Annotated in this window: 16 protein-coding genes; 12 read left to right on the forward strand and 4 right to left on the reverse strand. The window is 63.3% G+C overall.

What is annotated here, in order from left to right; all coding sequences use genetic code 11:
- Window positions 1-67: 67 nt before the first annotated feature.
- Genes KTJ77_RS05640 through KTJ77_RS05650 form a run of 3 tightly spaced genes read left to right on the forward strand, consistent with a single transcriptional unit; the run spans window position 68 to window position 2156 of the window.
- Entirely contained in the window at window positions 68-673 is a 606-nt protein-coding gene (locus KTJ77_RS05640; protein ID WP_217337484.1) for a helix-turn-helix domain-containing protein, read from the forward strand.
- Window positions 670-867, forward strand: a complete 198-nt coding sequence (locus KTJ77_RS05645) for a hypothetical protein (protein WP_217337485.1) — start codon at window positions 670-672, stop codon at window positions 865-867. Before KTJ77_RS05640 ends, KTJ77_RS05645 begins: the two co-directional genes overlap by 4 nt.
- The gene (locus KTJ77_RS05650) at window positions 864-2156 is read left to right on the forward strand and encodes an MFS transporter (RefSeq protein WP_217337486.1); all 1293 of its coding nucleotides are present in this window, start codon (window positions 864-866) and stop codon (window positions 2154-2156) included. Before KTJ77_RS05645 ends, KTJ77_RS05650 begins: the two co-directional genes overlap by 4 nt.
- A gap of 3 nt (window positions 2157-2159) precedes the next feature.
- Here KTJ77_RS05650 and KTJ77_RS05655 read toward each other — a convergent pair whose 3' ends face one another.
- The 3 genes from KTJ77_RS05655 to KTJ77_RS05665 all read right to left on the reverse strand — a co-directional run bounded on the left by KTJ77_RS05655 (window position 2160) and on the right by KTJ77_RS05665 (window position 5816).
- Entirely contained in the window at window positions 2160-2375 is a 216-nt protein-coding gene (locus tag KTJ77_RS05655) for a hypothetical protein (protein ID WP_217337487.1), read from the reverse strand.
- Window positions 2375-4969, reverse strand: a complete 2595-nt coding sequence (gene valS, locus KTJ77_RS05660; RefSeq protein ID WP_217337488.1) for a valine--tRNA ligase — start codon at window positions 4967-4969, stop codon at window positions 2375-2377. The genes KTJ77_RS05655 and valS overlap by 1 nt, the downstream gene beginning before the upstream one ends.
- 193 nt (window positions 4970-5162) lie before the next feature.
- Window positions 5163-5816: a pentapeptide repeat-containing protein gene (locus KTJ77_RS05665; protein ID WP_217337489.1), complete on the reverse strand. Its 654-nt coding sequence runs from the start codon at window positions 5814-5816 to the stop codon at window positions 5163-5165.
- A 54-nt stretch (window positions 5817-5870) separates the two neighbouring features.
- Here KTJ77_RS05665 and KTJ77_RS05670 point away from each other — a divergent pair, with 54 nt between their 5' ends.
- The 9 genes from KTJ77_RS05670 to ndk all read left to right on the forward strand — a co-directional run bounded on the left by KTJ77_RS05670 (window position 5871) and on the right by ndk (window position 17625).
- Window positions 5871-6638: an aspartate dehydrogenase domain-containing protein gene (locus KTJ77_RS05670; protein ID WP_217337490.1), complete on the forward strand. Its 768-nt coding sequence runs from the start codon at window positions 5871-5873 to the stop codon at window positions 6636-6638.
- A 78-nt stretch (window positions 6639-6716) separates the two neighbouring features.
- Window positions 6717-8336 carry an ABC transporter substrate-binding protein gene (locus KTJ77_RS05675; protein WP_217337491.1) on the forward strand — a complete coding sequence of 540 codons (1620 nt, stop codon included), beginning with the start codon at window positions 6717-6719 and terminating at the stop codon, window positions 8334-8336.
- Window positions 8337-8372: 36 nt separating this feature from the next.
- Window positions 8373-9332: an ABC transporter permease gene (locus KTJ77_RS05680; protein ID WP_254367372.1), complete on the forward strand. Its 960-nt coding sequence runs from the start codon at window positions 8373-8375 to the stop codon at window positions 9330-9332.
- On the forward strand, window positions 9329-10141 hold the full coding sequence (locus tag KTJ77_RS05685; protein WP_217337492.1) for an ABC transporter permease: 813 nt from the start codon (window positions 9329-9331) through the stop codon (window positions 10139-10141). The genes KTJ77_RS05680 and KTJ77_RS05685 overlap by 4 nt, the downstream gene beginning before the upstream one ends.
- Window positions 10138-11682, forward strand: a complete 1545-nt coding sequence (locus KTJ77_RS05690; protein ID WP_217337493.1) for an ABC transporter ATP-binding protein — start codon at window positions 10138-10140, stop codon at window positions 11680-11682. Before KTJ77_RS05685 ends, KTJ77_RS05690 begins: the two co-directional genes overlap by 4 nt.
- Before the next feature lie 463 nt (window positions 11683-12145).
- Window positions 12146-15478 carry an isoleucine--tRNA ligase gene (ileS, locus tag KTJ77_RS05695; RefSeq protein WP_217337494.1) on the forward strand — a complete coding sequence of 1111 codons (3333 nt, stop codon included), beginning with the start codon at window positions 12146-12148 and terminating at the stop codon, window positions 15476-15478.
- Window positions 15475-16836, forward strand: coding sequence for a folylpolyglutamate synthase/dihydrofolate synthase family protein (locus KTJ77_RS05700; protein ID WP_217337495.1), 1362 nt, complete (start codon window positions 15475-15477; stop codon window positions 16834-16836). The genes ileS and KTJ77_RS05700 overlap by 4 nt, the downstream gene beginning before the upstream one ends.
- Window positions 16833-17207, forward strand: coding sequence for a DUF4233 domain-containing protein (locus tag KTJ77_RS05705; protein ID WP_217337496.1), 375 nt, complete (start codon window positions 16833-16835; stop codon window positions 17205-17207). The genes KTJ77_RS05700 and KTJ77_RS05705 overlap by 4 nt, the downstream gene beginning before the upstream one ends.
- A 1-nt stretch (window position 17208) precedes the next feature.
- Window positions 17209-17625: a nucleoside-diphosphate kinase gene (gene ndk / locus KTJ77_RS05710; RefSeq protein ID WP_217337497.1), complete on the forward strand. Its 417-nt coding sequence runs from the start codon at window positions 17209-17211 to the stop codon at window positions 17623-17625.
- Window positions 17626-17683: 58 nt separating this feature from the next.
- On the opposite strand, the gene KTJ77_RS05715 is transcribed toward ndk, so the two are convergent.
- Window positions 17684-18277 (reverse strand): vitamin K epoxide reductase family protein, encoded by a 594-nt coding sequence (locus KTJ77_RS05715; protein WP_217337498.1) that lies wholly within the window; start codon window positions 18275-18277, stop codon window positions 17684-17686.
- Window positions 18278-18394 lie beyond the last annotated feature (117 nt).

Genomic DNA, 18394 nt, shown 5'->3' on the forward strand with positions numbered 1-18394 from the left:
AAACATGCAAAGAAAATATTGCAAAGAAATGCTTGCAAAGGTTTCCTTGCAAGTGCATACTGGACGCATGACCTCGAATGAACAGCCCCAGCGCGAAGAGCGCGTCCTTGATGCTTCGGCACTGAAGGCGCTGTCGCACCCGCTGCGGTTGGAGATCTATGACCTCCTCAGCCAGTACGGCGCGCAGACCGCGAGCTCTCTCGCCGAGCACGTCGGCGAGAGTTCAGGAGTGACCAGCTACCACCTCCGTGAGCTCGCGAAGCACGATCTCATTCGTGAGGTTCCGGGTCACGGAACGGCGCGCGAGCGCTGGTGGGAGCGCCCGCGCGGTGCTGTGGCGATGGGTTCTCCCGAGGCCAGCGTCACGCCGGCAGGCAAGCTGGCCACCTCGATCGTTATCGAGGAGTTCTATCGCCGCCGTCACGAGCAGCTCATCGCCTTTCTCCGCGAGACCGCGGACGTCAAAGACGACGACGAGCTCACGGCGCTTTTGACAACATCGACTGCCGCTCTCACAGACGCTCAGTTCTTCGAGATGGCAGAAGCGGTATCGAATGTGATCTCCGAGTATGTGGAGAAATACCGCGACCAAACAGGTGACGGCGTGCGGCGATTCGCGATCCGCGCTGACATCTTCCCGCTTCCCGCTTTTGATTCCTCGGAGCACTCATGACCACCATGATCTCGCCGCGCGCTGTGCCGCGTGCGGCGAGCACCTTTGACCGTTTTCTTCTCGCTTCTTCGGCAGCCCTGGTCGCCATGGTCGAGCACCGTCACGACCGCGCGCGCCTGATGCGCCTTGAGGCTGCTGTTCAGGCCAGACGCGACGGCGCTGCTTTCCGCCATGTCGGACTGCTGCCACGATGAGCCGCAATCCCGATGAGGGCGGAACCGCAGCTCACGCGGTGAAGCCGCCGCTTGGTTCCGCCTTCGCACGGCTCTGGACGGCTGCGGCCTTCTCCAACCTTGCCGACGGCCTCGGCCGCACCGCTGTTCCGCTGATCGCCACCACGCTCACGCGCGACCCGCTGGCCATCGCCGCGCTCGGAGCGGTCGCGTTCTTGCCGTGGCTGATCTTCGGATTGCCCGCTGGCATGATCGTTGACCGCTTTGACCGGCGCTACATTATGGCGTTCGCCAATACGCTGCGTGGCGGTGTTGCGCTCGTGCTGGCGATTTTGGCCACCACCGGAACCTTGAGCATCGTGAGCCTTTTGGTGGCGACGCTGGTCTTTGGGCTGGGGGAGACTCTGTTCGATAACGCGACGAATGCCGTCGTTCCCGCTGTGACACCGCCGAAAGCGCTGGATCGCGCGAACGGTTTCATGCAGGCAGCGCAGATCACGATTGACAGCTTTTTGGCCGCCCCGATCGCCGGCATTCTGTTTGCGGTGTCGCTTGCGTTGCCCGTCTGGCTCGGTGCCGCAGCCTTCATCATTCCGGTGGTGCTTGCGGTGTTCTTGCCCATCAGCGCGGCGCGGCCGCTGATCGCTGATCACGAAGACGCCCCCACAGGCGCTGGCGCTGGTGAAGCGCTGCGCTACCTATGGCACACGAAGTACCTGCGCACCATGACGCTGTACACGACGGTTGTTGGTTCCAGCCTGTCGTTCGCGCAGGCCGCAACCTTTCTCTACTTTCTCGACGAACAACACGTGCCAGAAGCTGTCATCGGTTTTGTGATGAGCGGCATCGGGTTGGGTGCACTGTTTGGCTCAATCGTTTCGCCGCGACTCGTCGCGCGATTCGGCCGCGGCGCCGTCATGTTCTGGACGAACATTGCGTGCGTCGTCGCGATGGCTGGCGTCTGGATTGCGCCGGAGCTGATCACCGCGATGGTCTCGTACGCCGCGTTTGCCGCCTGCGTGTCGATCTGGAACGTGCCGTGGGGTGCGTTGCGTCAGACCATCATTCCGAACCGTCTGTTCGGGCGGGTACTCGGTATCATCCGCTCGGTGACGTGGGGCGTCATGCCGATTGCGACCCTGATCGGGGGCCTTGTGGCACGGGAAGATCTGCGTCTGCCGCTGATCATTGGCGCGGGCATTCAGCTCGTCGCCACGCTGCTGTGGTCGCGAGTGATCCTGCGCGCGACAGACTACAACGAGCCTATTCCGGGGCCGAAACGTCAGACGCTTAGCTCCACGGCTGGGTGACGCTTAGCTCCACGGCTGGGTAATGACCTCGTCATCCGCAGTGATGAGCACTTCGTAGCCGCTGTCAATCTCGGCGCACGGACGACCCTCAAGCCACGTCAACGTCCACATCGCTCCGGCCGGCGCTCCAGCGTCGACCGCGGCGATGGCGCCGCGCAGGGCGTCAGGAACGGAACGCGGAGGTTCCGAGCCTGACGCCCAACGCGTGCCGAGCTGCATTACGCGTCTTCCGCCGGGGTGAGCTCGATCGAAACGATGGCGAGTTCTTCGCCTTCGACGACCTCAAGCTCAGCGATGCGGCCCACAGCGCGCAGATCTTCAACAGCAGCGGTGAGCGCCGGCAGAGTGGCGGCCGGGGCCGCGATAACCGCACGGTCAACGGTCGTCTTCTGCGAGGCCTTCGCTTCGGTCTTCGCGCGGCGAATACCGATCAGCGCGGCAGACGCTGTCTCTAGAACGCTCGGGTCGCCTGCCGTCTCACGCGAGAGCGGCCAGGTGGCAGCGTGCACGGAACCCTCGTTGAACCACGACCATGCCTCTTCGCTGGCGAAGGCGAGAACCGGTGCGAGCAAACGCAGCAGCGTCGACAGTGCGATGCGCAGAGCAGCAACCGCTGAGGCGCCGGCGGCGCCACCGGCGTACGCGCGCTCCTTCACGAGCTCTAGGTAGTCATCGCAGAACACCCAGAAGAAGCTCTCGGTCACTTCGAGCGCACGGGCGTGGTCGTATGACTCCAGTGCCTTCGTTGCCTCGGTGACAACGCCGTCAAGCGTAGCCAGCATCGACAGGTCCAGGGCCTCGGTCACGGCGTCTTCAGCAGCGTCACCAAACGACAGCACGAACTTCGCAGCGTTGAGAACCTTAATCGCCAGGCGGCGACCGATCTTCACCTGCGTCGGGTTCTGCGGGTCGAACGCGGCATCCGCACCCAGACGGCTGGACGCGGCCCAGTAGCGCACAGCGTCGGTTCCGTGCTGGTTGAGGATGTCTGCCGGGGTGACAACGTTGCCCTTCGACTTCGACATCTTCTTGCGGTCGGGATCGACGATGAAGCCGGAAATAGCGGCATCAGACCACGGCGAGCGGCTGTCTTCGAGCGCCGAACGCAGCATGGTCGAGAAGAGCCACGTGCGAATGATGTCTTGACCCTGCGGACGCAGATCAAACGGAGCCACGAGGTTCCACAATTCGTCGTCGCGCTCCCAACCGCCAGCAAGCTGCGGGGTGAGCGACGACGTCGCCCACGTGTCGAATATATCGATTTCGCCCTCGAAGCCGTTCGGCTGGCCGCGCAGGCTCTCGTCGTAGCCGGCCGGAGCGTCGCTTGACGGGTCAACAGGCAGCTGGTCAGCGGTCGGCACGATGACGCTGTCGTAGTCGCGCTCACCGTTTTCGTCGAGGCCGTACCAGACCGGAATCGGCACGCCGAAGAAGCGCTGACGTGAAACGAGCCAGTCGCCCGTGAGTCCGCCGACCCAGTTTTCGTAGCGCACGCGCATGAAGTCGGGGTGCCAATTCAGCTCTTTGCCGAGCTCAACGAGGCGGTCGCGCAGATCAGCGTCACGAGCGCCATTGCGCAGGTACCACTGGCGCGTCGACACGATCTCAAGCGGGCGGTCGCCCTTTTCGAAGAACTTCACGGGGTGCGTGAAGGGCTTGGAAACCTCGAGCAGTTCGCCGGTCTCCTGCAGCTTCTCCACGATCGCCTTGCGACCAGAGAAGACCGTCTTGCCAGCAACCTGCTCGGTGTAGAACGCGATGGCGTCAGCCGACTCGATGCCTGCGGGTGCCTCGGGCAGGAAGCGGCCGTCAAGACCGAGAACGGTGCGGTTCGGCAGGCTCTCGCCATCGTTGGTGCGAAGCTCGCGCCACCAGATGATGTCGGTGATGTCACCAAACGTACACACCATGGCGATACCGGAACCCTTGTCCTGCTTGGCCAAGTGGTGGGGGAGAACCGGAACCTCGACGTCGAAGAACGGGGAGCGTACGGTCGTGCCGAAGAACGGCTGGTACCGCTCATCGTCGGGGTGAGCCACGAGGGCGATGCACGCGGGGAGGAGTTCAGGACGCGTGGATTCGATCACAATGTCGCCGGCCGGGCCGTGGAAAGCGATCTTGTGGAACGACGCCTGCTGGTCGCGGTCTTCGAGCTCGGCCTGGGCGATCGCCGAGCGGAAGTCAACGTCCCACAGGGTGGGGGCCAGGTCTTGATAAGCCTCGCCGCGTTCCAGGTTCTTGAGGAAGGCGAGCTGCGATGTGCGGATCGTTTCGTCGGAGATGGTGCGGTAGGTCTGCGTCCAGTCAACGCTGAGACCGACCTGACGGAAGAGCGATTCGAACTGCTTCTCGTCTTCGATCGTGAGCTCTTCGCACAGCTCGATGAAGTTGCGACGGCTGATCGGCAGCTGGGCAGCTGCCTTCGACGACTTGTTGTCGCCACCGCGGAACGGCGGCTCAAAGCCCGCTTCGTAGGGGAGTGAAGGGTCGCACCGCACACCGTAGTAGTTCTGCACGCGGCGCTCGGTGGGCAGGCCATTGTCGTCCCAGCCCATCGGGTAGAAGACGTTCTTGCCCTGCATGCGCTCGAAGCGTGCCTTGACGTCGGTGTGCGTAAAAGAGAACACGTGACCGATGTGCAGGCTGCCAGATGCGGTGGGCGGCGGCGTGTCGATCGAGTAGACACTGTCGCGGCCGTTGGCGACGGCGGCGGTGCGGTCAAAGCGGTAGACGCCGGAGTTTTCCCAGGCTTCACCCCATTTCGCTTCGAGGCCTTCGAGGGCGGGCTTGTCGGGAATCTGCGCGTCAGCCATGGGCATCTCCAAGCGATATAGGCGGCACCGTGTGAGCGTGCCTGATGTGAACTGATCTCCAGGATACCAGCGCGGCACATGTCGGCTTCGCCGTGGTCGCCGGCTGTTGGCTTCGCAGTGACCGCCGGCATCGGCTTCGCAGTGACCGCCGGCATCGGCTTCGCCGTGGCCGCCCCAGTTGACGCGGGAATTCTCAGTCGGAGACGCGAATACCTGCCGCCGTCGCGAGGGCGATGGCCGCGTTTTGGGCTTGAGCCAGTGAGATCGTCATGCCACGCAGCGCGGCCATGTCGGTGACTCTGGCAAAGTCGAGTCCTCGCAAATCAACATGCTGCGCGGTGCACTCTCGCGGGTCAAGTTCGCCTGCGGTGCTTTCGACAAAGCGCAGGCGGTTGATCTTGGCGACGGGAAGATCAAGGGTGTCGATGTGGCAGCCGCGGATGTCAACGTCGCGCACCGACGCGCGACCAAACGTCAGATAGTCGATACGCACGCCATCAAATTCGACAGCATCGAGCCCCGCTTCCGTGAGATCGAGGGTGCCAATGCGCCCGCCCACGAAGCGCACTCGGCCAAGGTGGGCGCCGCGCAATTGCATCGAGCCCACGCGCACGTCGCGAAACTCAACGTCCGTGATGTCCGCAAACTTCAACGTCACGACATCGCAACTCACACCGCGGAACACGGATTCGCGAATGGTGCTGCTGGTTCCGTCGACCGCCTCAAGCGTTGTGAACTCGACTTGCTCGTAGAGCCCGTGCGGACGCAACTCGGTGGCCTCAGCAAAGGTGTGAGGCAGATCAGGTGCATCCGCGCGTGGGGGAGTGAGAGCAGAACGTTGAGCCACCGTTCCACGCTACCCGGAAGGGCCGACGGTGCGGCCACGGCCTAGTCTGGCGGCATGGCTTTTCGCATCGTGATCCTCGGCAACGGTAACCTCGCTCGGCACCTTGCCGACGACCCGACGCTGGACATCGTTGGCGTTATCGGGCGCGGTGACGAGTTGCCGCCGGTCGCCGACTATGACCTGCTCGTCGAAGTTGCCGCTCCTGATGCGGTCGTGGAACGCGTCGTTCCTGCGGTTGAAGCCGGTGCGACAGCGTTGATTGTCAGCGTGGGGGCACTGGCTGACGCCGATATTCGTGACCGCATTCGTCGGGCTGCTGGCCGTGCCGTGGTGACATCGGGTGCCGTTGGCGGGCTGGATTTTGTGCGTGCGCTCGCTTTGAGCGGTCGGGTAGGCGCCGCGCACATCGCGTCAAGCAAGCTACCAGGCACGCTTATCCAGCCGTGGATGGGCGCCGAACTCGTGGCGCGACTTCGGCGGGGGGATGAGCGGATCGTGCTGGCGAGCGGAACCGCGGAGCATGTCGCCTCGCTCTTCCCGCGTTCCGCAAACGTTGCGGTTGCCGTCGCGCTGAGCGCAGACGCGTGGGAGCGCACAACGGCCGAGATGATCGCTGATCCGGCGGCCACGAACACAACGCACGTGATCACCGCCACCGGCACCGCTGGTTCCATCACGTGCGAAGTCTCGAACCTGCCCTCGCCTGCCCAGCCGCGCTCCAGCATGGTGGTTGCCTCCGCGATCATGAGGTCGATTGCTGCTATTGCCGCTCTTCGTGGTGACACGACTCGACCTGTGCGCGACCTCCTATCGATCATCTAGGACTTTGTGAACGGCGTCTAACAACGGAAAACTCCGGTACGCTTTTATGTATCCCGCTCTTTCCGCAAAGGATCCCCTATGTCTCTTCGCCGTGCCCGCCGTGCGCTGATCGCCACCGCAGCTATTTCTCTTTTCGGGCTGACGCTCAGCGCATGCGCCTCTGGCGACGCGGGTAATGGTTCCGCATCTGGCGGTGAAGTGGTCTGGGCAATCGAAGGTGCAAACCTCTCAGACAGCCACATGGACCCGCACACCAGCCAGCTCGATGTCAGCTCAATGGTGCAGCGCCAGATTCTCGACTCCCTTGTGTGGCAGAACGCCGATGGATCTTTCTCGCCCTGGCTCGCGAAGGAATGGACGGTGTCGGACGACGGCCTGACCTACACGTTTACGCTTCGTGATGACGTGACGTTCCACGATGGTGAGAAGTTCACCGCGGAGTCGGTCGAGGCCAACTTCGAGCACATCGTTGACCCGGAAACCAACTCGGCGCAGGCGGCAAGCATGTTGGGCGGTGAATGGTACGCAGGCACGAAGGTGATCGACGAATACACCGTCGAAGTCAGCTTTACGCAGCCGTATGCGCCATTCCTGTCGGCGGCCAGCACGCCTCTGCTCGGCTTCTATTCGACGAAGGCGCTGGAAGCCGGAACCGAGAAGCTGAAGGCGGGCGCGCCAGACGTCAACATCGGAACCGGGCCGTTCGTGCTGACCGAGTTCATCCCGAATCAGGAGATTGTCTACAGCCGCAACGACGACTACGCGTGGGGGCCGCAGGGTCAGAATGCGCCGAATATCGAGACGTTGCGCGTTGCGCTTGTCTTGGAGTCGAGTGTACGAACGGGCATGCTGAATTCGGGCGAAGCGCAGATCGCGAGCGACCTGCCGCCGAGCGCCGTGGCAAACCTCGCAGACACCGTGACGGTCGAATCGAAGCCGGTGCCTGGGCTGCCATACTCGCTGTACCTGAACGAGAAGTACGGCGTCCTCGCCGACCAGCAGGTTCGAGAGGCGATCTCGATCGGCATCGACATCGACACCGCCGTTGACACCATTTTTGACGGACAGTTTGAACGCGCTTGGAGCATTCTGAGCCCATCGAGCCCTGGGTACGATGCGTCGCTCGAAAACACGTGGGCGTTCGACCCCGAGGCCGCCGCCGCCCTCCTCGACGACGCCGGTTGGGCCACGATGGACGCCGACGGCTATCGCACGAAGGACGGCAAGCGCCTGTCGGTGCGGTGGATCGCGTGGACTCCGATCGCCGATGAGAATAAGGCTCTTGCCGTTGCCTTCCAAGCGGACCTGAAGAAGATCGGCGTCGAACTGATTCGCGGAGAGTTGGAACCCGCCGCCTATAACGAGCAGTACGGCCCGAAGACTTTCGACATCACTGACTGGGGCTTCTCCGGCCCCGATTCCGACCTACTGCGTAACCACCTGCACACTGATGGCTTCCAGAATGCGTCGCAGGTCAGTGACCCGGCACTGGACGCTCTGTTTGAGCAGGCCATCGCGACGAGCGATACCGACGAACGCAACGACGTCTACACGCAGGTTCAGCAGTGGAACGCCGCAGACAACGCGATCATCCCGATCTATGTCCCTGCGCTGATCTCGGCAACAGACCCGTCGATCAGTGGCTTGGCATTTGACGTGTACGGTCGGCCGCTCTTCTACGACGTCACGCTGAACTAGGTTCGGGCAGCGCTTCGGCGCACCAGAATGATTCGTATGACATCGCCACGCAACGCCATCGCCGCGGGTGTTCTTCGGGCACTCCTGATGGCGTTGTTTGGTGTTCTCATTGTGTGGGCGGCGGCGACACTGGCGTTTGTCGTCACCAACGTCTTGCCAGGCGATCCGGTTGGCGTCATGCTCGGCCCGCAGGCGCAGATCTCGGAGGAAGCAAAAGCTGCCCTGCGTGAGGAGCTCGGTCTCACGCAGCCGATATGGAACCAGTACCTCACGTATATCTCTGCGCTATTGCGGGGGGATATGGGGGAGTCGCTGCAACTGCGTATGCCCGTTGTCGATGTCATCGGCCGCCAATTTGGTGCCACCCTGCAGTTGACGGGTCTCGCGCTTGCGTTCGCACTCGCCATCGCGGGCATGGTCACTTTCTTCGCGCGTGGCAGCCGTTCGCGCAGGATTGCGGCTACTGCCGAACTCATCGTGTTGTCCGCGCCCGTCTTTTGGATCGGCTTGCTCCTGCTGACCATCTTCGCCTTTGGATTGGGATGGTTTCCGGTCGCAGGCTCCCGCGGGCTCGCGTCTCTCGTCTTGCCTGCGCTGACACTGGCACTGCCATGCGCCGCGCTCATCGGGCAGCTTGTGCGCGACGGCGTTGAAGAGGCAGAACAACAGCCCTTTGCACTCACCGTGCGTGCCCGCGGCGCAAGCGACGTGCGTCTCCTGGCGCGCCACACCCTCCGACACGGGTCGCTCGGTGCCCTGACGATGGCTGGCTACCTTGTCGGCTCGCTGCTCGGTGGAGCCGTGCTCGTCGAGACGGTGTTCGCGCGTCAGGGCGTCGGCCGCGTCGCGCTGACCGCGATCATCAACCGCGACCTGCCCGTGATCGCAGGAGTCATTGTGCTGAGCGCGTTGATTTTCACAGTGATTGCGATCCTCTCCGACGTCGTGATGACGGTTCTTGACCCGCGCCTGCGCGGCGGAGGCCCGCGTTCATGATTCTCCTTCGGAAACCCACCGCGCTCCTTTCCGTCGTGTTTCTTGCGGTTGTGCTCCTCGCGATGGTGGCGCCGCAGCTGCTTACCGACCGAGATCCGCTCGCGGTTGATCTCGCTGTCGCCCTGCAGCCGCCGTCCCTTGAGCACCTGTTCGGGACAGACCAGACCGGCCGAGACGTGTTCACCCGTGTCATCTATGCGGCCCGGACATCCGTCGGCGTCGGACTCATCGCGACCGGCACCGCCCTCGTCGTTGGACTCATCGTCGGCACACTGATTGGGCTCGCGCCGCGCTGGTTGGACGCCGTGTTGATGCGTGCCGTCGATCTACTCCTGGCCGTTCCTGAGTTCGTGCTCGCGCTGATCATTGTGGCGGTGCTTGGCCCGGGCCCCGTCAACATTGCTTTCGCTGTCACCCTCTCCGTGGTTCCGGTCTATATCCGCCTCGCCCGCGTACACACGCGTAGTCTCCGTCACGCAGAACACGTGACGTCCGCGCGGTTGCTTGGCATCGGTTCCGTGCGCGTGCTGTCGCGTCACGTTCTGCCTACGGTGCTGGCACGATTGTCGGTGCTGGCCACGATCGGCGTCGGCACGGCGATTCTTTCTGCCGCCGGGCTGAGCTTTCTCGGCCTTGGCGTAACCGAACCGACTCCGGAGTGGGGACTCATCCTCTCCGGCGGCCGCAACGAACTGGCGACCGCCTGGTGGATCGCCGTCTTCCCTGGCCTTGCGATCACCGCTGTCGTCATCGCGACGAGCGTGCTCGGTCGCACGCTACGCCGCCTGACAGAAGGGGGTGCAGAATGAGGGCCGTTGATGTGCAGAACCTGACCGTGAGGTTCGGTGACATCACGCGTGTTCGCAACGTTGACCTCCACGTGGAGTCAGGAGAGATTCTCGCCGTTGTGGGCGAATCGGGTGCAGGCAAGTCTCTGCTTGTCTCGGCGCTGCTGGGGCTGACGCCGGCAACAGCGGTCACGACGGCCACAGCCCTCTCCATCGGCGGCGTCGACCTGACCCGCGCATCGGAGGCAACGTGGCGCGCCGTGCGAGGCAAGCAGGTTGGTTTGGTTTCGCAAGACGCGCTCAGCTCATTGGACCCGTTGCGCCGCATCGGCGCAGAGCTCGCTGAGCCGCTTGAGATTCACCGCATGGGTTCGCGTGCTCAGCGGCGTACCCGGGTGCTGACGGCGCTGAATGATGTGGTGATGCCGGAACCATCTGTGCGGGCGCGGCAGTATCCGCATGAGTTGTCTGGTGGGTTGCGTCAGCGCGCTCTCATCGCATCGGCCCTCGTCGCCGACCCGCCCCTCCTGATCGCGGATGAGCCCACGACCGCGCTCGATGCGACCGTGCAACGCCACATCCTCACGCTGCTGCGCACCCTCGCCGACCAGGGCCGCGCGATCATCTTCGTGAGTCACGACCTGAGTGCGGTCGCCCACATCGCCGACCGCATCATGGTGATGCGTGCGGGCGCAGTCGTGGAACAGGGACGAGCGGGTGAGCTGATGGCATCACCGCAACACGAGTACACGCGCGAACTGATCGCCGCGTCGACATTTGCCGTCGAAAGCGCGGCCCCTGAACGCGGCGACGTTGTGCTCGAGGCTCGCGGACTGTCCGTCGCTTTTGGCGGTCGGGTGGCGGTTAACGACGTGAGTTTTGTATTGCGGGCCGGAACCACGCTGGGCATTGCGGGGGAGTCAGGCTCAGGCAAGTCCACGGTCGCGAATGTGGTGATGGGCTCGCTCTCGCCAGCCCAGGGCCAGGTGACCCTGCTTGATCGTGGGTGGACGGCCGGTTCGGAAGCATCGCGTCGGTCGCGTCGCGGGCTAATTCAGCTCGTGGCGCAGAACTCGCGCGCTTCGCTCAATCCGCGCTGGAGCGTGCGGCGTACATTGGCTGAAGCATTGCGCGCCGCGGGAACGCCCGTCAATGACGCGGCGATTGCCGGGCTGCTTGTCGATGTTGACCTGCCAGCCGACGTGGCGAAGCGGCGACCGCGCCAGCTATCTGGTGGGCAAGCGCAACGCGTGGCGATTGCTCGCGCCCTCGCCATGAACCCGCGCATTCTCGTGTTGGATGAGCCGCTCAGCGCGCTCGACGTGTCCGTGCAGGCGCGCATTCTCGAGCTGCTGCGCCGCCTGCAACAGCAACGCGGCCTTGCCATGATCTTCATCTCGCATGACCTGCGCGTTGTCGCCGGCCTCGCGCACGACCTGATTGTGATGAAAGACGGCGCTGTCGTCGAACACGGTGACACCCGCACAATTTTCCAGAACCCTGCGCACCCCTTCACCCGCGAGCTCCTCGCCGCAGCCGCCCTCACCCCGCGTCACCCCTAGCCCCGCGCCCCGCCCCGTGGTTCCGCCCCGTCCCGGCGTCGCCCCTTCACGCCGTGTCGCCCCAAAATCCTGTTCTGCACGATGAAATGGGGGTGCACGCGCGACACGCCGGTGTTTCAAGCGCCGCACTGACGCTCATCGTGCAGAACAGGAAAAGGCACAGGGGGAGCGGCTCGGAACCACGGGGGCGGGCGCCGGGATCAGGGCAGGAGGAGGGTGCGGGCGAACGCGTCCCACCGCCCGAAAGATTCCGCGTTAGAATGGCTGAACACACTGTGAGCCGGCTATCACCGGGGAGTGCTCGGAAGAACAGGCGCAAGTCTCAGTAGAACCGAGCGGGGCAGGCCCGTCATCGCCGTAGACGAGTGGTTCGTTGCCCTCCGGGTATGCGAGCAATGCGGGGTGGTACCGCGGTCGCCAGATCGTCCCTGCAGGAGCCAAACTTCAAGCCCTGCGAGAGACCATGACCTATCCTCGTTCCTCATTCGGACCCGCGGCCGACGCCGTTGTGCCCAGCCCACGCTTTCCTGAGATCGAAACGTCGATCCTGGAGTTCTGGGAGCGTGACCAGACGTTCCGCGCCAGCATCGAGCAGCGCGAGGGCCAAGAGGAGTGGGTCTTCTACGACGGCCCGCCGTTTGCCAACGGCCTGCCGCACTATGGCCACCTTCTCACCGGGTATGCAAAAGACCTCTTCCCGCGCTTCCAGACGATGCGCGGTAAGAAGGTTGATCGCGTCTTCGGTTGGGACACCCACGGTCTGCCGGCCGAACTCGAAGCGATGAAGCAGCTCGGGATCACCGAGAAGAGCGAGATCGAGTCGATGGGCATCTCGCAGTTCAACGCGAAGGCCCGTGAATCGGTTCTGGCCTACACGCAGGAGTGGCAGAACTACGTCACCCGCCAGGCGCGTTGGGTCGACTTCGATAATGGCTACAAGACGCTTGACACCTCCTACATGGAGTCGGTCATGTGGGCGTTCAACACCCTGTACGACAAGGGGCTCGCGTACGAGGGCTACCGCGTTTTGCCGTACTGCTGGCGCGATGAAACGCCGCTGTCTGCACACGAACTGCGCATGGACGATGACGTTTACAAAGACCGTCAGGATCCCTCCGTCACCGTCACTTTCCCGCTGGTAGGGGAGAAGGCGGAACGATTGGGTCTCGCTGGTGTGCGAGTGCTCGCGTGGACGACGACCCCCTGGACCCTGCCGACCAACCTGGCACTCGCTGTCGGCCCGGAGATCGACTACGTCGTGGTTCCAGCCGGCCCAAACGGCGCAGCCGACTCCGAAGGCGGCACGTACCTCATCGCCGATGCGTTGCTGGGCAACTACGCGAAGGACCTCGGCTACGAATCGGCCGATGACGCCCGCGCCGCTATCTCCCGCACCGTTGTTGGTTCCGACCTCGCCGACGTGCACTACGAGCGCCTCTTCGACTACTACGCCGACGCCGAGACGTACGGCACCGAGAACGCTTGGCGCATTCTCGTCGACGACTATGTTTCGACGGCAGACGGTACCGGAATCGTTCACCAGGCTCCGGCCTACGGTGAAGATGACAAGCGGCTCGCTGATGCAGCCGGCATTCCGACGATCCTTTCGCTCGATGACGGTGGCAAGTTCTTGCCCGCCGTTACCGACGTTGCCGGTGAACTCTGGATGGAGGCGAATACGCCGCTTATTCGCCTGCTGCGTGCGGCCGGTCGTATGATGCGCGAGCAGAGCTACGTGCACAGCTACCCGCACTGCTGGCGCTGCCGCAACCCTCTCATCTACAAGGCTGTCTCGAGCTGGTTCGTGCGCGTCACCGACTTCCGCGACCGTGCAATCGAGCTGAACGAGGACATCACGTGGGTGCCTGACAACGTCAAGCACGGCCAGTTCGGTAAGTGGCTTGAGGGCGCGCGCGACTGGTCGATCAGCCGCAACCGCTACTGGGGTTCGCCGATTCCGGTGTGGAAGAGCGACAACCCGGAGTACCCGCGCGTCGACTCGTATGGTTCGTTCGCGGAGCTGGAGCGCGACTTCGGCCGTCTACCGCTCAACGAAAAGGGCGAGGTCGACATGCACCGCCCGTACATCGATGAGCTGACGCGCCCGAACCCCGATGACCCGACCGGGAAGTCGACGATGCGCCGCATCGAAGACGTGCTTGACGTCTGGTTTGACTCCGGCTCAATGCCGTTCGCGCAGGTGCACTACCCGTTTGAGAACCAGGAATGGTTCGATGAGCACTCGCCTGCTGACTTCATCGTCGAGTACATCGGCCAAACGCGTGGCTGGTTCTATGTCATGCACATCCTGTCGACCGCGCTGTTTGACCGCCCGGCCTTCACCGGCGTGAGCTGCCACGGTATCGTGCTCGGCTCCGACGGGCAGAAGATGTCCAAGTCGCTGCGCAACTACCCGGATGTCTCCGAGGTCTTCGACCGTGATGGTTCCGACGCTATGCGCTGGTTCCTGATGTCCTCGTCTGTGCTGCGCGGCGGCAACCTCGTCGTCACGGAGGAGGGCATCCGTGCCGGCGTGCGCGAATTCATGTTGCCGCTGTGGAGCTCGTGGTACTTCTTCGCCACCTACGCTAACGCGGCGCAGACCGGCGGTTACGAAGCATCATGGCGCACCGACTCAACCGACGTGCTCGACCGCTACATCCTCGCCCTGACCGGTGACCTCGTGCGCGGCGTTGCCGAAGATCTTGAGGGTCTGGACTCGACAAGCGCGACCGAAAAGCTTCGCGACTTCAGCGACGCGTTGACCAACTGGTACATCCGCCGCTCACGCGATCGCTTCTGGGTTGGCACCACCGACGATGCGACGTCGCGCGAGGCATTCGACACGCTGTACACCGTGCTCGAAACACTCACCCGCGTCGCCGCTCCGCTCATCCCGCTCGTTTCCGAGCAGGTATGGCAGGGTCTCACCGGCGGACGCAGCGTGCACCTGCAGGACTACCCTGACGCCGACGTCTTCCCGGCAGCCGAAGACATTCGCGCCGCGATGGATGCCGTGCGCGATATTTCATCGACAGCCAACGCGCTGCGCAAGCAGCACAAGCTGCGCGTGCGTCTGCCCTTGCAGTCGCTGACGGTGGTGACAAGCGGAACCACGGGGCTGGCACAGTTTGAGTCGATTCTGCGAGAAGAACTCAACGTCAAGACCGTGCAACTTGTCGAAGCCGTTGAAGGCATCGGTGCACAGTACGGCATCACGCAACGCCTCGTTGTGAATGCTCGCGCTGCCGGGCCGCGTCTCGGCAAGCAGGTGCAGCAGGCCATCATGGGTGCAAAGAACGGTGACTGGAGCGAAACTAACGGTGTCGTCACCGCTGGTGGCCTCGCTCTGGTCGAGGGCGAGTACGAGCTCGCGCTGGAAGCCGGCGGCGTCGCAGAAGGCACAGCGATCGCGCTCCTTCCCGGTGGCGGTTTCGTGCTGCTTGACACCGTCACGACGCCTGAGCTGGAAGCCGAAGGAGTCGCACGCGACGCCATCCGCGTCGTGCAGGAGGCGCGCAAGAATGCTGGCCTCGAGGTCAGCGACCGCATTGTGCTCGCGCTGAACGTCGCTCCTGCGCTGGCCGATGCGCTGACCACGCACGCCGAACTGATTGCCGCAGAAACGCTGGCCGTCGGTTTCGCTGTGCAGCCGACTGAGAACATCGGCGAGCTGGTGAAGACGGTGACCAGCCCCGGCGACGGCGTGTTCCGTAGCGGAACCATGGCCCTTGGTTCCGACAAGGCGGCCATCGTCGTGACCATCGACAAGAATCTGCAGGGAGATGCTGCGTGAGTGACATCAAACGCGCTGACCGCGTGTACGCCGAACTGCTCACTCGTCAGGGGGAGCAGTGGGTGCAACCGCGTGTCGAGCGCACCCGCCGAGTGCTCGAACTCATGAATGACCCACAAAAGACCTACCGGGTCATTCACCTGACCGGAACCAACGGCAAGACATCGACTGCGCGCATCGCTGAGAGCCTATTGCGTGCGCACGGTCTGCGAACCGGCCTGTTCACCAGCCCGCACCTTGTGCGGTTCACGGAGCGCATGATGGTCGATGGCGAGCCAGCCAACGACGGTGCCGTGGCTGACGCCTGGGACGAGATCGAACCGTTCGTTGACATGGTGGACGCCGAATTGGCAGCCGTTGGCGACGCGCCACTCACGTTCTTCGAACTGCTGACGATCCTCGCTTTTGTGGTCTTTGCAGACGCCCCCGTGGACGTCGCCGTGATCGAAGTAGGTATGGGCGGTGCATGGGATTCCACGAACACCGCCGATGGCGATGTGGCTGTGATCACGCCGATCGACGTTGATCACGCTGCGCGCCTTGGCAACACGATTGCAGAGATTGCCACGGTCAAGGCCGGAATCATCAAGGAGGGCGCAGCTGTTGTCTCGGCGCGCCAGACTCCGGAAGCCGAGGCCGTGATTCGTGCTGTGGCCGCGGAGAAGGGTGCCACCGTCGCATTTGAAGGCGCGGACTTTGCTCTGGTTTCGCAGCGCCTTGCTGTGGGTGGGCAACAGATCACCGTGCGCGGACGCGCAGGCAACTACCAAGACGAATACCTGACCCTCTACGGCGCTCACCAGGGCTTCAACGCCGCGCTCGCGATTGCCGCCGTCGAGTCACTCATTGGTGACGCAACGAACCCCATTGCCGAAGACATCGTCGCCGAAAGCCTGCAGGAGGTGACCTCACCGGGACGCCTGCAACTGATTGGGGTCGAACCGACCGTCCTCGTCGATGCCGGCCACAACCCGCACGGTGCCCGCGCGCTCGCGACAGCGTTGCGCGAGTATTTCGACTTCGATGAGTGGGGTCTCGTGATCGGTGTTCTCGAAGACAAGGATGCGGTGGGCATCGTCGACGCACTGCGGGAGATTCCCGCGCATGTGTTCGTGACAGCGCCGACGTCTGACCGTGCTGCCGACGCCGATCGCCTCGCGGACGTCGTCGAAAACGCCGACCTTCCGGCAACCGTTCACGCCACGCTTGACGATGCGGCCGAGGCTGCCCGCGACTGGGCGGCGCTTTCGCCCCGTCGTGCCGTCATCATTGTTGGTTCCGTTGTGCTCGCAGGCGAAGCCATTGCCCTCGCCGAAGAGCAAAACTGGAAGCCGTCTGCGGGAGGTGCCACCTCATGAAGAAGAGCTACCCCCTTGCCGCACGCCTTGGCGCCGTGATTCTGGGCTTCGAGTCGATCATCATGTTCCTCGGTGGCCTCTTCATCTTTGGAATGAAGGCCACTCCCGACGGCATTGAGCCGTGGTGGGGAATCGTCGCTGGCGGTGTTATGACCATCGTCATGATCGTCGCCGCCGGGCTTTGCCGTTTCCAGTTCGGCATCGTGCTGGGCTGGATTCTCCAACTTGTCGTCCTCGCGGGCGCATTCCTCAACCTCGCGTTCGTCATTGTGGCCGCCGTATTCGGCGGCCTGTGGGCGTATGCGATGATCACGTCGGCACGAATCGCCCGCCAGGCTCCCCGTGCCGCTCAACATACAGAAGGTGACTGATATGGCAACCGAAGAGACACTCGTCCTCGTTAAGCCCGATGGTGTCGCACGCGGCCTGACCGGTGCAATCCTTGCTCGCATCGAATCAAAGGGCTACGCACTCGTCGACCTCAAGCTCGTCGAGCCCGACCGTGCGCTGCTCGAGCAACACTACGCAGAACACGAGGGCAAGCCCTTCTACGAGCCGCTGCTCGAGTTCATGATGTCCGGACCGTCTGTGGCAATCCGCCTTGCAGGTAACCGCGTCATCGAGGGCTTCCGCTCGCTGGCCGGAACCACGGACCCCACCACCGCTGCCCCCGGAACCATCCGTGGCGATTTCGGTCGCGACTGGGGACTGAAGGTTCAGCAGAACCTCGTGCACGGCTCCGACTCGGTTGAGTCGGCACAGCGTGAACTGGGTATCTGGTTCTCGTAAGGAGACGCGAAAGGCGCCGCACCCTGATGGGGCGGCGCCTTTCGCTTTGGGTTGCCGACTAAACGAACAACACGTTGAGCAGGTCGAGGCGCACCTGCGCCATGACGGCGACGGCGACGTAGCTGACGACGGTGAACAGGGGAGTCCAGCTCATCAGCTTGTCGCCGAGGTCTTTCAGACCGTCGCCGAACACACCGATTCGCATGACGTGGAATGTGACAGCCCAGAACGATGGAATGACAACCGCCCACGTCACCATGCACCAAGGGCACAGCGTGCCGAGTTCAAAGATGCTCTGCGTCATGAGCCAGATAACAAAGCCCTGAGCGAAGACGAATCCGGTCCAGAACAGGAACCAGAACCACTTTGCAAAACGTGCACCCGCCAGGATGGCGACGCCAACAACGATGGGCGCAAACCACATGGTGAGACCGAGGAGCGGGTTTGCGAAGCCGAATACGGAACCTTGTGCAGACTCCAGGTTTGCCTTGCACTGCACGAGGGGTGAGATGTCGCAGTTCAGAATGGCGTCTGGGTTTTGGAGCAGATGGAAGCGCTCCAAAGTGAGCTGGAACGCGGCCCACCACCCAATGATTCCCGCGACGATAAGCCACAAGGCGAACACGGTCGGACGGTTGCGCTGTTCGGTCATGTGACCAGTATTCCATTTGCGTAATTGGTCCCGGCCGTGAAAACTACGCACGAATACTGCACACTGGCCCTGTTAGTGCGATAATGGACTCAGAACTGCATCTCGGCCGCGCCGAGA

Origin of the sequence: Microbacterium sp. NC79, from assembly GCF_019061125.1 — a bacterium.
GTDB lineage: Bacteria > Actinomycetota > Actinomycetes > Actinomycetales > Microbacteriaceae > Microbacterium.